The organism is Pseudoalteromonas sp. Z1A8 (genome assembly GCF_011378855.1).
Lineage (GTDB): Bacteria > Pseudomonadota > Gammaproteobacteria > Enterobacterales > Alteromonadaceae > Pseudoalteromonas.
Genome location: NZ_WTLB01000075.1, coordinates 1 through 11,713 on the forward strand (window position 1 = coordinate 1; position 11,713 = coordinate 11,713).

Genomic DNA, 11,713 nt, shown 5'->3' on the forward strand with positions numbered 1-11,713 from the left:
ACGGCCCAAAAGTAGGACCGTTCGAATTTCAAAAACTCGGTACACCATTAAGTCAAAACATGCTTAACTGAATGGTGTTAACCGACAGGTGGCTTTGCGACTTTGGTTTATATTGATATTTAAAGTATCGATACTTTAAATATCAAAGCTATTAGCTACTTTGCTTTTAAATGCAGGTTTCTAAAGTCAAAGCTAAAGTCGGTAACTTGCGTTGATACTGCACGCATTTTAGCGCTGTTCACTCTATTTTTTGTACTCATATCAAAAGTAATAAACGCATCTGCTTCAAGCAGCTTTTCATCCCACTTAACTATAAATGTATTACCGGTGTAATGCTCAAGCGTGCCTTTTAAGCGCTTAGTATGCGTAAAATCAATATGCAATTTGCTATCAAGCTGCTCAATAATTACATCGCCGTACCAATCATCGTGCAATGTACCGGTATAATTAATGTTTGGTAATTGTGGTTGGTAGTCAGCCGGGGCTTCTGGTTTTACATTAGCGTATGCTTGCTGTTTGCCTTCAAAATGACTTTTAGCTAAATCTTCTACCCAGTCTTTATCTTCAAGCTCAAGCGCATCTTCAAGTACTTCATGGGTTACTGCCGAAAGTGCACCAAAAGCTTGTTGGTTAGATAAAATAACAATACCGAGCTTTTTCTCAGGCAATAAAGTAACTTGCGATACCATTCCTAAAATACCACCACCGTGACCTAACTTTTTAAAGCCGTGGTAGTCTTCAATACTCCAACCTAATCCATAACCTCTAAACTGCTGATGATACGACTCAAACGCGCTTTTAGACGCCATAGACGTAATATGTGGGTGCCACATTTGCGCTTGTTGCTTTTCGCTAAAGAGTTGCTCACCACTTGGCATTTTACCGCCCGCTAATTGCGTACGAAGCCACTGGCTCATATCGCTTACACTTGAAGCAATGGCACCTGCGCCTCTAAAATCTTCTAGGTAATTCACAAAAAATGGATGAAGCGTGCCATCCATAGGAATATGACCTGTAGCCCAGTTTTTATTACTTTTAGGAATACGTGAAAAGCCCGCGCGTGAATTATCCATGTGCAGCGGCTGTAATATGTTTTTTTCGATATAATCGTTCCAACTCATACCTGATACACGAGCAACCACTTCGCCAGCGGTAACAAACATTAAATTGTTATAAGCGTACTTGCTGCGAAAACTGCTAGCCGGTTTTAAATACTGTAATCCCGCTAAAATTTCATCAACTGACTTGTCGGTACTTGGCCAAATCATTAAATCGCCCTGCCCAAGCCCGAGCCCACTGCGGTGACTTAATAAATCACGAATACGCATTTCGCGAGTTACGTATGAGTCGTATAACCTAAACTCTGGTAAATGATCAATTACGCGGTCATCCCAGCTTAATTTCCCTTCATCAACCAGCTTAGCCAGTGCCGCTGTCGTAAACGCTTTAGTATTTGAGGCGATACCAAACAAAGTATCTTTGTTTACTTTTTTGTTGGTATCGAGATTAGTTACACCAAAGCCTTTAGCAAATATCACTTTATCGTTTTCAACAATAGCGACTGCCATACCGGGTACGTCAAAACGTGCCATTGACGCTTTAATAGCATCGTCAATTTTGTTGGTATCAACTTGTGCCCAGCTACTAAACGTAGTGCTAGCTAATAATGCAATTGCGGCAAGTTTGGTTAATTTCATATCAATCCTATTTTATTATTTTTGATGAACTGCAAACTCAATGGCTGCGCGTTCTTGATTGGTATCGCTTTTTTGTGCGCGATTTAATATGGCATCACTGTATTCTTTTGGTACGCCCGCTTCAAGTGATCCGCGATGAACGTGTTTTATGTACCAATCGTATGGGAGTACATCGCTATCGTGCGTATTAGCTATATAACAATGTGCGGCTACAGTCTCACCGCTTAAAAGCGTTGGGGTTATATCTACGCAGTCGTAACCTACGCCCTCAATACCATCTAAAATAGCTTTTTCATCTTCATTGAGCTCATAAATAACGCCGTAGACCAGCGCGCCTTCTTTATCGCTTGGGCAAATACTGCATTTACCTGAGCCATCTTTAAATAGCATATCAAAAGTAAGCTCATAGCCTTTAAGTACCGCCGTTCCTACACGCTTTACATTGGGTAAGCGCGCTAGCAAACGATTAGATGACATATTAGAGCCAAACGAAAAATTATATAACGGCATGTTATCTCCTACTCTCTAATTAAAAATATAACTTAAATAACAACGCGAATAGCCAAAGCAATTAAAATTACACCTATACCTCTATCAAACCAGTAACCACTTTTTTGAAAAAAGCCACGCACACTCGGTTTACAAAGCACTAACGATAACATTGAAAACCACGCCCACGTAGCCAATGCCATGTACACGCCGTAGCCGACCTGTACGCTAGTAGGTGTTGTTGGGCTAATCACGAGTGTAAATAACGACATAAAAAATAACGTAGCTTTTGGGTTTAATGCATTTGTGAAAAAGCCGCGCCTAAAGGCCAACCAAACAGGCTCTTCGGCTACCGTTTTTGTTTCTATATTGTCTTGATTACTTGTTGGTGGTTTTGCCGCTCTAAGCGCTTGTACGCCTAAATAAGCTAAATACGCACCAGCAACATATTTAAGCGCCATAAACAAACTAGGTGACTGCGTTAAAATAAGCGCAACACCTAAAACACAATAGGCAACGTGCAGTAAAATAGCAGCGCCAACACCGGCGCTTGTCCACAGTGCATTGCGTCTACCTTGTTGCACACTTTGCTTAAGTACTACGGCAAAGTCAGGCCCTGGGCTTGCTACTGCAAAAAAATGAGCAATAACAATCAGTAAAAATTCATCTAAGTATTCCACGCAGATCCTTGCTAGTTTGGTGAATAAGCTAATAACAGCGGGTTAGCCGAGTTATTTACCAATGCTTTAATTTCTTTTTGCGCTTTTTTAAACTGACCGCGCAAATGCGGCTTTAAGTGCTTTTTAGAGTCTTTATCGTTTTTAAAGTAACTAATAAGAGCATGCATAAATACCGTATGCGTTTCACTTAACTTAGCTTCACGATTAGCGTATGGGTTATAACAAGAGCCACAACCCCCTTTAAACTGATACACCGTGTTGCTCATCATTACACCAAACCCTAAAAAGCAGGCAAGCGCATCGGCAGCTTGTGGTAAATAATCTTTACCCCCAGGTGGTAATACACCAACATGATGAATAAGTATGGTTGCCAGTGTACCCGCATAACTTGCTACCAAATCTTGTGGCTGATTTATCTGATTAGGATTAAACGAGACATTAATAGTATGGCTTGGCGGCACAATTAAATGACTACCTTCGCCACGTATTTGTTCACTAAATTCAAAATGCGGAAAAACCTGCGGTTGTAATTGCTGAGGTGCAACTAACTGAATAGGCCATCCATTCATACCCGCGTAATTAGTAACGCGGGTAAAAACGTTGGTCGCCATCTCTTCAATGCTCGACACTGAATCAGGAAAAAACGTGGCTGTTGGCAGTATTATTTGGGTGTGCTTAGTAAAAAATTCAGCCTCAAAATTTTCTACAGCCCAAATAAATGTATCAATAAGCCATTGCTGCTCTTGATCTTCCAATAAAGGTGCCGATTTAAATAAAGCTAACATAAGGTGCTCTTATAAGTTTTAGTGCTAGTTTAGTTTTTTTGTGTAAGCGCCCAATCCCACGCTTGAGTATTGTATAGCGGCACTGTTGATAGTGCATGGTGGTGGCTACCACTAGATTCTTTAGTTGAATACGATAAATACAATAAAGTACGGTTTTCAGCATCGTAAATACGGCGCACTTTTAGTGATTTAAATAATATACTTTTAGATGATTTAAATATCACTTCACCTGATTTACTACGGTCTATTTTTTGTAGCTGCTGCGCTGTAATAGGCCCCGTTTGACGACATGCAATAGACATATCAGAGGGATCTGAAAAGTCCAAATTAGCCTCTATATGACTAATATGACAAGTAACGCCTTTGAGGATTGGATCTTGCTGCGAATTAACCACAACATCTTTAGTTGTAAATAACCCAAGGCTTACCGACGCAACATCATCAGAGCAAGCACTTAACGTAACAACTGCACCTGCAAGTAACGCTAAACGTTTAAATTTTTGTGGTAATTTCATACTTATCCTTAATCAATATATAGGTAACTTAGTAGCTAAGTTACTAAGCGAAGGTTCACCTGTTTGTTTTTATACTAACATCAAAAATAAATACGACTAAATTAGTTTAAAGTAAACATTTTAATGTCGTGAGGGGTTAGCGAGTATCGACGTATTTGCTACAATAAGGCTCTCGTCGCAAGTAGTAACTCATAATAGGAAACGCTGTAATGCCGCATATTATTATTGAACACTCAGAAGATCTCCCTGTATTACCACAAGTTCTCGTAGAAAAAATTCACAACACCGCCTTCCAAAGTAACTTATTTGAATTAGAAACCATAAAAACGCGCGCTATTGCTTATCAGCAATATCAACTTGGCGCAGGAAAATCAGGGTTTATACATATTGCGGTACATATATTGGCTGGGCGCTCAATTGAGCAAAAGCAAATGCTAAGCGAACTGCTACTTTCGTGCTTAAAAACGTATTGTCGCGATTCAGATAGCTTAAGTGTAAACATTTACGATATTGAGCATGAGATATACCGTAAAAATTAGTTAACTCTTGTAGTTTTGAGCAATAAAAGTAAACACTAATAACATAAAGCCCCGATTGGGGCTTTTTTGTATTCTTAAATTAGATGCTGCTGACTGTCATTTATAGCGCGGAGCATACATAGCATCTGATATAACGCTGAAATTTAATAATGTATTTGCACTCTTTCTAATTTAAGAAAGCTTAGCTTAATCTATGGATTAACTTTATTTAGATTACTTTTTATTATTAGGGGTAACTAAAGAATAATAAATAACACGAAATTAAATTCATGTAGCTTTGAATAATTTGATTAGGTATTACTTGGGAAGTTTGTAAAAGTGGTGGCCCCTCCCAGACTCGAACTGGGGACCTAACGATTATGAGTTGCAAAACAAAGACTTACTACGAGTTACTTTTTGATATAACTATTTACTAATTTTCATAGCTATATCATGGGGTTATTGAATAAACCCTACCTCTGATGCATAAATCATTATGTATTTCAGAACGTTAAATTTTACGTTCAAAGTAGCACAGAGGTAGCACCATATGTCAGACACAAAATTTCGCTTCACAGAATTGTCGCTTGAAAAGATAGAATCAAACGGTAAACGCACTCGTTATTATGACAATCTATTGTCAGGACTCATTTTAGATGTGGGCGTAGCTGGTAAAAAATCATTTAGAGTTTATAAAAAGATACCAGGGAGAGACACCCCGATTAATGTCACCCTTGGTTACTTTCCATCAATTGCACTTGATGATGCAAGGCGAATGGCTCGTAAAGTAATGGCAGATATTGCTGAGGGTATAAACCCAAACGACCTTAAGCGCCAATTTAGAGCGGCATCGATTACCCTTAAAGAAGCCTTTGATTCATATATCGAATCTAGAGATCTAAAGCCTATAACTGAAAGAGGTTACCACCAAAAAATAAACTGCTATTTATCAGACTGGCATAACAAGCGTCTAGCCGATATTAATCAAACAATGATTTTAAAACGCCAACGAGAAATAACCTCAAGAAGCCCTGCTCAGGCAAATTATACCATGCGCCTAATGCGTGCTTTATTTAACTTTGCTAAAGCTGAATACAAGTCTTCAGAAGGTCGCTCATTATTTCCAGAAAACCCTGTAGATACACTTTCTGAAAAACGAAGCTGGAATAATGTAAAGCGTAAAACAACACGTCTGCGCCGTTCACAGCTAAAACCTTTTGTAGATGCATTATATGAAGTTAGAAATGAAGCTGCCAAATATCGCCAAAATAGTCGCGTTGGTTTTTGTGATTACCTAGAATTTTTAATTTTTTCAGGCCTGAGAAGGTCTGAACTACTGCAACTTCCATGGTCACAAGTACATCTTGAAGATAGGATATTCATTTTAGAAGATACAAAAAACGGCTTAGATGTCGAGTTCCCTATTACAGATCGATTAGCAGAGATATTTAATCGACGAAAAGAATATAAGGTATCTGACTATGTGTTTGGGACAAACAGTAAAAAGGGCTACCTCACTGATCCTAAAAAAACGTTAAAACATGTATGCCAAATTGCAGGAGTAAAAATTACTTCGCATGATTTGCGCAGAACATTTACATCAATGGCTGAGAGTAGCGGAGTATCAGGATGCCTCCTAAAACGCCTTCTAAACCATATTACAGATAAAAGTGATGTAACTGCTGGCTATTTAATTTTAACCGCTGAGGAGCTTAAAGAGCCTGCAGAAAAAGTAACAGAAACGATAGCCAAATATGCGGGTTTGATTGAACAAGAGCCAGAAAATAAAATGAGTGAAATGAAAAGTTTGTTAGCAAACTTAACTAAGGAACAAAAGATTGAGTTGATGAGTGCTTTGCTAAGTTAAAATTTATGCTGAATCAGTTTACTTTAAATCTAAAAAGTCCCTTAGTGGGACTTTTTGTTGATTATCTTTGAGTTGCAGACGCTTTATTGACAAGCTGCACTTGAGAGGTAATAGCGCGCTCAATAACTTGACTATAAACTCGCTTCTTCTCGCTTGAGCTAGAATCTAACACAAAATCTGAAAGCTTAGAGTTTTGCGTTGGCTTTGGCTTAATTAAATTTGAAAACATAAACACTCCTAAAGCTCGTTTTTTGAGCTGGATGATGATTCTATCAGGCTCTCCAGATCTTCTCTAGTGAATTTTTCATCTAAATGATGCTCTATTGCCTGAACGTTATCGTGATAAAAACGTGTTTTGCCCTTATTATTTTTAACTAATAAATCCACTTGAATTTGACTACCGAACTTGAGCTTAAGTTCCCTTATAGCCTCCTGAGAAGCAAAGAACTGATCAATAAAGGTATTAGGTAGAATTCTACGTCCTTCTAGCTTTTCTCTTGCCTCAACGAACTCCCAAGCGAGCTCTGGTTTTTGATATACAAACAGAATTAGTACCTGCCTTTCCTTTCGAATAGAACGTTCAATATTCTTTTTTGCAACATCATAACTTGCCAAAGTTCCATCTAACAAAAAAGATTGCTTGTTTTTGAACGCATGGTCAAGTGTTCGCTCAACAATAAAAGATACAGCACGATGAAATAAATACGAGTTATCACCTGTATAACCAGGTATAAGCTCTCTCAGTTCATCAGGATCAAGCCTTAATACATTATCAGCTCCAATCTCTTCCAAAAAGGCTTTTGAAGCTTCAGTTTTACCTGCACCAGGCGAACCAGCCATGAAAACAGAAACTGGCCTAGTATCCGGAGGAAACTGATCTTTGTCTGTTAACTCGCGAGCTATACGAGTCCTATTATTTTTAGCATAGGCTATTGCCTGTCGCTCTAATTCTTCTGGTGTCATATGAAGCCTTATGATTCTCTATCCATTATGTCACTTAAGTGCCTATTAGCAAGTGATTCAAATTCTGAATATACCCTATGAGTTTGGGCAGCCTCTTCTCGTTTTTCTTTTGGTGCATTAGCTCTTTGCCTTTTTTCAAAGAAGTCATCAGGCAGAGCGATCCGAACAAGGTCTTCAATTCGCTTCTTTGGTTTAAAGTTATGCTTTGTGCTTGCAGAAGAGAGTGCAAACTTTAAAGTTCTATTTTTATCAATGATAAGATAAAGCGTCATCCCCACAGCTTTGTATAACTGAATATCTTTGATGTAGGGCAGGTTCTTCATGTACTTTTCGTACTTATAAGTTTTGTTATTCACAGTTAAGTGTCCTTAATAATAAGATTTTTGGATATTGAGAATTTAAGGTATTTAGCAGGGAGCTAGAGGCCTTGATAATAAAGGACTGCATTGGTGGTACTGTCCTTCAGTGACAAACTTTTGCCCGTCAGTGACAAACATTTGGCCCTCAGTGACATAAAACTGTTCGCCAATGACAAACTTTTGCCCGCCAGTGACATTACTAGCAGCTACTTATACATAATTTGTAAACAGCTATACGCTAGCCCCCTCTACCGCGAAGTAGATAATTGTTAGGTGGAATGACTAAACCTTTGTCCTCTTTATCTACACGAATGCCTGAATGAGGATGGCATTCAAGAATGAAGTCTAAAGCGTGCAAAAAGCGCCGTTTGAACCTACTAAAGGCGAATCGTTTAAAATAAGGAAAGATGTCTTTGTGGAGAGTCACCCAAGGAACAAAACCAACTCTTTCGCGTCCGTAGCCTCGACGTATGAGAAATAGGTAGAGATCATGGGCAAAAACAATGTCTTTAGCTCGAGCAAGTTGAAGAAATCTTAAATCAATGGGAATAATACTTTTATCACCGGTAATCAACGCCTTAAAGCTGCTCGAGGGAGTGTAGAGAACCTGCTTGTATTTAGCGTTGAATTGACCAACGTCATACTCATTGGTGATCACATTATCTGCTTCAGCGAAAAACCCTCTTCTTCGAGTTTTATCTTCTGAATTATTAGTTTTATCTTCTGAATTATTAGTTGAAACAACTGTAAATGTCGTATCAAACACTCTTTCGAGAGAGAGTAAAAAATTAGCGTATGTGCCACCTGATATACAGTCTTGACCTGTTATTTGCTGAAACAGGTCGCTTACCGATTTAGCTATGACGTATGAAGGTAGTTCAGGCCTTCGACGGATCTGTGTTGTAAGATGAGCAATAATCAACCTTGCATAATGACCATAAGGCAAGATTTGAGGGCTACTCAACATTACAGTTTTGTACTTGCCAAAACCTTCGACATTGCACTTCTCAAGCTTTTTAAGAGGTAAAATACATGGGTCTATCAAAAATGCAGGGTATAAACCAATGGTGCGCTCTTCTATAGGACACTTTGTAATTATTTCTATGTTGTTATGGGATAGGGCCATTAGTAATAAATCTCCCCGCTGCGAATTAAAGGCTGCGTTTCAATCCAGTGGTGGAACTCTGATATAGGAAACAGTGTTTTACCACCTTGCTTAATATAAGGAGGCATTGAGTGGCACGCTTTTGCTTGCCTGTTCTCACTTAGCTTGTTGTATAGGGTTTGCTTAGAGCAGCATAAAGCTTCAGCAACTTCATCTGCTGTATAAAATTGAGGTTTGATTTTCGGCATAAAGCACTCCGTTTACTAATTTATGGAATGCCTTACTATTATGGGAATAAAGTTACTGATTTCTCAAAAAAGCTACCCTAACATGCAATACCCTTTTTTATATACAGTATGTATATATAGCCAGTAAAAAAATCTACAAATAGTGACAAAATTGTTGAATCACTAAAAAATATGATTAAATTGATAAGTCGGTTAAAACAAAGGAGCCGACAAAATGGCTGTTAGAAAGAAAAATATAAGAATTACTGTAAGGTTATAGAGCTGATAAAAGTAGATAAGATTTATAAGCTACAAATAAATTTAACTCTAAGATACTGGCTAATGGTGATATTTTTAGTTTTCCCTAGTCACCTTGTTAGCTCTAAAATTGAGCATGTTTCTCAAGCTATTTCTTCTTTAGGTGTATTGCAAAGTGAATAATTAATAGTAATTTACTGTGCACCTTTGGGTAGGTGCACTAACGATTATTTTTAAAATGAAACAAAACAGCGAAGAAGATCACAAGACTTAGAATCAAAGCGCAACCAGCGAGTACAGGAGCCATGTTTAAATTCTGCCTTCTTTAATTGCTGCAAAAAGATCATTTTTCAGCTTGTCATAGCGTCGAGTAGCGCGAATCGCTAACACCATTAAAACCCACGCTTGGAACCATTCATATAAAGTCATAACTGCAATCTCTGCTAATGCTTTGCACTTGAATATAGAAAAGATCCTTCCCAATTACACAAAGCAATAATCCACTCACTAATATTTTGTTGCTTCTGCTCATTACAACCCATGAACGGAAAGGTGATTTCTTTGCTTCGAGATTTAAAATGACTGAAAGGCTCTAGTCTAATATCCCAAACCTCACCGATTTCATTTGTTACATCGAAAGCCAATGCTTTTTGAGAAATCAGAGCAAAAAAGATTTCCTGCTCTGATTGCACTTCTTTCTCAAATGACAGACCTAATGGTTCACATTCATCTTCTATACCAGCTAAGCGGCTTTGAAACTCAGCTACTACAGGGATGAACGGCCTTAGCTCAACCTTTTTGTACAAGTCTAAAAGTAGCATTACATTACTCCTTGAAATTAGGCATGCCTAATTTTGCTCACTACCCTATTACTAATAAAGTTAGGCATGCCTAACTTTATTAGTAATAGGTGTCGAAAAGTTCACCACGTGATTGTGCATCCTCAGCTTCTTCACGCGACATAAATTCACCATCAGCGATAATATTGCCCATACCATCATTCAATTGATCTAGTTGCTCGTTTTCGTTCGACGACTGCTCATCGCTTGTAAATATACTTACCAGCAAGTAAATAACCCCAACTAATACACATACAAATGTTTCAAGCATATTCATTCCTCCAAACTCAATTCGTAACACAAACAAAATGCTAAGTATTCCTTAGTATCTATATTCAATTAAAGCTAAGAAACTCTTAGTTTTCAAGCTAAGAACAATAAATAATGAAAACTAATGACGAATCACCATTTCCAAAGCGCTTAAAAGAGGCAAGAAAAACCAAAGGTCTATCACAAAAACAGTTAGGAATTTTAGCTGGAATGGATGAGTTTGCTGCATCAGCAAGAATGAACCAATACGAAAAAGGCGTGCATGCTCCAGACTTTAAAACAGTAAAAGCACTTGCTGATATTTTAGAAGTGCCCACTGCTTACTTGTATTGTATTGAGGATGGATTAGCTGAAAAAATATTAACCTGGTCAGCGAACGAATAAACTTAGGTATAGTAATTTTTTAAAAGGAGTTTTAATGAGAAAGCCCACACTCTCATTCTGGTTGTTAATTTTGGTTATCCTCCTTGCTGTAGCATGGATCTTTTTCCCGAAGAGAACTTAGAACCAATAATTGTTTTAATGTTAGCAATCGTTAGTATCTTTCCACTCATTCGAAGTGACTTAATTCCTTGGTTTGAGCACATCAAACTTCAGCAGAAAAACTTCAAAAGCTTATCAGGCTCAAGCAAGATTAATGCATGTGAGTTAACTTTCAGTGAAATACTCAATGGCGATCTTTTGGAACTTAACCTGATTAAGCAAAAATTTCACCAGTACCCAACAAAAGTTTGCGCTTACTTTGAACAAACAGACTTGAGATTTAGGGTATATTTTGACAAAGGTCTATCGATTGAGTTACCTAAGTTCTTCAATGTTGGTTACGAAGAAGTCGATGAATCACCTTCATATCCTAAAAATACAAATGAATATATAGTTGCACAATTTGATATCGATGGTGATGGAATAGATGAATTGGTATTAGGGGTAATTGATTGTGAGGAACAATTACACAATGTGCAGCTGTCTGTTTATAAATTTCATCCGCCTCTTTTTGCAGAAGATCTTAATCGAATACAAAACTGGCAGAGTTTGGGAACACTCACAGCACACGGGATTGCATATTCTCTCCAGCTTTGATCACCCAATTGCATTAACTTTGATCGCTTATTCTCATTAAGCTTTGATCACTAAAATCACT

16 protein-coding genes are annotated in these 11,713 nt (G+C 37.9%); 4 read left to right on the forward strand and 12 right to left on the reverse strand.

The features are described 5' to 3' along the window. Window positions 1-155: 155 nt before the first annotated feature. Genes GQR55_RS18615 through GQR55_RS18635 form a run of 5 tightly spaced genes read right to left on the reverse strand, consistent with a single transcriptional unit; the run spans window position 156 to window position 4,166 of the window. Complete coding sequence (locus GQR55_RS18615) at window positions 156-1,697, reverse strand: serine hydrolase (protein WP_166421778.1); 1,542 nt, start codon at window positions 1,695-1,697, stop codon at window positions 156-158. Window positions 1,698-1,712: 15 nt separating this feature from the next. Continuing rightward, window positions 1,713-2,207: a gamma-glutamylcyclotransferase family protein gene (locus GQR55_RS18620; protein ID WP_166421779.1), complete on the reverse strand. Its 495-nt coding sequence runs from the start codon at window positions 2,205-2,207 to the stop codon at window positions 1,713-1,715. A gap of 32 nt (window positions 2,208-2,239) precedes the next feature. Beyond that, window positions 2,240-2,866 carry a LysE family transporter gene (locus tag GQR55_RS18625; protein ID WP_166421780.1) on the reverse strand — a complete coding sequence of 209 codons (627 nt, stop codon included), beginning with the start codon at window positions 2,864-2,866 and terminating at the stop codon, window positions 2,240-2,242. A gap of 11 nt (window positions 2,867-2,877) precedes the next feature. Further along, window positions 2,878-3,651, reverse strand: coding sequence for a hypothetical protein (locus tag GQR55_RS18630; protein ID WP_166421781.1), 774 nt, complete (start codon window positions 3,649-3,651; stop codon window positions 2,878-2,880). 29 nt (window positions 3,652-3,680) lie between these two features. Then, the gene (locus GQR55_RS18635; RefSeq protein ID WP_166421782.1) at window positions 3,681-4,166 is read right to left on the reverse strand and encodes a CreA family protein; all 486 of its coding nucleotides are present in this window, start codon (window positions 4,164-4,166) and stop codon (window positions 3,681-3,683) included. Window positions 4,167-4,375: 209 nt separating this feature from the next. Between GQR55_RS18635 and GQR55_RS18640 the strand changes: the two genes are divergently transcribed. Both GQR55_RS18640 and GQR55_RS18645 read left to right on the forward strand, forming a co-directional pair. Next, complete coding sequence (locus tag GQR55_RS18640; protein ID WP_166421783.1) at window positions 4,376-4,705, forward strand: 5-carboxymethyl-2-hydroxymuconate Delta-isomerase; 330 nt, start codon at window positions 4,376-4,378, stop codon at window positions 4,703-4,705. Window positions 4,706-5,234: 529 nt separating this feature from the next. Next, window positions 5,235-6,551 (forward strand): tyrosine-type recombinase/integrase, encoded by a 1,317-nt coding sequence (locus GQR55_RS18645; RefSeq protein ID WP_166421784.1) that lies wholly within the window; start codon window positions 5,235-5,237, stop codon window positions 6,549-6,551. A 61-nt stretch (window positions 6,552-6,612) separates the two neighbouring features. On the opposite strand, the gene GQR55_RS18650 is transcribed toward GQR55_RS18645, so the two are convergent. The 7 genes from GQR55_RS18650 to GQR55_RS18680 all read right to left on the reverse strand — a co-directional run bounded on the left by GQR55_RS18650 (window position 6,613) and on the right by GQR55_RS18680 (window position 10,573). Beyond that, on the reverse strand, window positions 6,613-6,780 hold the full coding sequence (locus tag GQR55_RS18650) for a hypothetical protein (protein ID WP_008136936.1): 168 nt from the start codon (window positions 6,778-6,780) through the stop codon (window positions 6,613-6,615). Between the two features lie 8 nt (window positions 6,781-6,788). Further along, window positions 6,789-7,514, reverse strand: coding sequence for a zeta toxin family protein (locus GQR55_RS18655; protein WP_166421785.1), 726 nt, complete (start codon window positions 7,512-7,514; stop codon window positions 6,789-6,791). An 8-nt stretch (window positions 7,515-7,522) separates the two neighbouring features. After that, window positions 7,523-7,870 (reverse strand): hypothetical protein, encoded by a 348-nt coding sequence (locus tag GQR55_RS18660; protein ID WP_166421786.1) that lies wholly within the window; start codon window positions 7,868-7,870, stop codon window positions 7,523-7,525. A 241-nt stretch (window positions 7,871-8,111) separates the two neighbouring features. Further along, complete coding sequence (locus tag GQR55_RS18665) at window positions 8,112-8,999, reverse strand: replication protein RepA (RefSeq protein WP_166421787.1); 888 nt, start codon at window positions 8,997-8,999, stop codon at window positions 8,112-8,114. Further along, entirely contained in the window at window positions 8,999-9,226 is a 228-nt protein-coding gene (locus tag GQR55_RS18670; RefSeq protein WP_166421788.1) for a helix-turn-helix domain-containing protein, read from the reverse strand. The genes GQR55_RS18665 and GQR55_RS18670 overlap by 1 nt, the downstream gene beginning before the upstream one ends. Window positions 9,227-9,906: 680 nt before the next feature. Continuing rightward, window positions 9,907-10,284 carry a hypothetical protein gene (locus GQR55_RS18675; RefSeq protein ID WP_166421789.1) on the reverse strand — a complete coding sequence of 126 codons (378 nt, stop codon included), beginning with the start codon at window positions 10,282-10,284 and terminating at the stop codon, window positions 9,907-9,909. 79 nt (window positions 10,285-10,363) lie between these two features. Next, the gene (locus GQR55_RS18680; RefSeq protein ID WP_166421790.1) at window positions 10,364-10,573 is read right to left on the reverse strand and encodes a hypothetical protein; all 210 of its coding nucleotides are present in this window, start codon (window positions 10,571-10,573) and stop codon (window positions 10,364-10,366) included. Between the two features lie 113 nt (window positions 10,574-10,686). Here GQR55_RS18680 and GQR55_RS18685 point away from each other — a divergent pair, with 113 nt between their 5' ends. Together GQR55_RS18685 and GQR55_RS18690 are read left to right on the forward strand one after the other, a co-directional pair. Next, the gene (locus GQR55_RS18685) at window positions 10,687-10,956 is read left to right on the forward strand and encodes a helix-turn-helix transcriptional regulator (protein WP_166421791.1); all 270 of its coding nucleotides are present in this window, start codon (window positions 10,687-10,689) and stop codon (window positions 10,954-10,956) included. 93 nt (window positions 10,957-11,049) lie between these two features. Then, window positions 11,050-11,652 (forward strand): hypothetical protein, encoded by a 603-nt coding sequence (locus tag GQR55_RS18690; RefSeq protein WP_166421792.1) that lies wholly within the window; start codon window positions 11,050-11,052, stop codon window positions 11,650-11,652. Window positions 11,653-11,713 lie beyond the last annotated feature (61 nt).

What these genes read in the sequence shown, in the direction of transcription:
- GQR55_RS18615 (WP_166421778.1), bottom strand. Translation starts at nt 1,697, where the DNA reads ATGAAATTAACCAAACTTGCCGCAATTGCATTATTAGCTAGCACTACG.
- GQR55_RS18620 (WP_166421779.1), bottom strand. Translation starts at nt 2,207, where the DNA reads ATGCCGTTATATAATTTTTCGTTTGGCTCTAATATGTCATCTAATCGT.
- GQR55_RS18630 (WP_166421781.1), bottom strand. Translation starts at nt 3,651, where the DNA reads ATGTTAGCTTTATTTAAATCGGCACCTTTATTGGAAGATCAAGAGCAG.
- GQR55_RS18635 (WP_166421782.1), bottom strand. Translation starts at nt 4,166, where the DNA reads ATGAAATTACCACAAAAATTTAAACGTTTAGCGTTACTTGCAGGTGCA.
- GQR55_RS18640 (WP_166421783.1), top strand. Translation starts at nt 4,376, where the DNA reads ATGCCGCATATTATTATTGAACACTCAGAAGATCTCCCTGTATTACCA.
- GQR55_RS18645 (WP_166421784.1), top strand. Translation starts at nt 5,235, where the DNA reads ATGTCAGACACAAAATTTCGCTTCACAGAATTGTCGCTTGAAAAGATA.
- GQR55_RS18650 (WP_008136936.1), bottom strand. Translation starts at nt 6,780, where the DNA reads ATGTTTTCAAATTTAATTAAGCCAAAGCCAACGCAAAACTCTAAGCTT.
- GQR55_RS18655 (WP_166421785.1), bottom strand. Translation starts at nt 7,514, where the DNA reads ATGACACCAGAAGAATTAGAGCGACAGGCAATAGCCTATGCTAAAAAT.
- GQR55_RS18665 (WP_166421787.1), bottom strand. Translation starts at nt 8,999, where the DNA reads ATGGCCCTATCCCATAACAACATAGAAATAATTACAAAGTGTCCTATA.
- GQR55_RS18670 (WP_166421788.1), bottom strand. Translation starts at nt 9,226, where the DNA reads ATGCCGAAAATCAAACCTCAATTTTATACAGCAGATGAAGTTGCTGAA.
- GQR55_RS18675 (WP_166421789.1), bottom strand. Translation starts at nt 10,284, where the DNA reads ATGCTACTTTTAGACTTGTACAAAAAGGTTGAGCTAAGGCCGTTCATC.
- GQR55_RS18680 (WP_166421790.1), bottom strand. Translation starts at nt 10,573, where the DNA reads ATGCTTGAAACATTTGTATGTGTATTAGTTGGGGTTATTTACTTGCTG.
- GQR55_RS18685 (WP_166421791.1), top strand. Translation starts at nt 10,687, where the DNA reads ATGAAAACTAATGACGAATCACCATTTCCAAAGCGCTTAAAAGAGGCA.
- GQR55_RS18690 (WP_166421792.1), top strand. Translation starts at nt 11,050, where the DNA reads ATGGATCTTTTTCCCGAAGAGAACTTAGAACCAATAATTGTTTTAATG.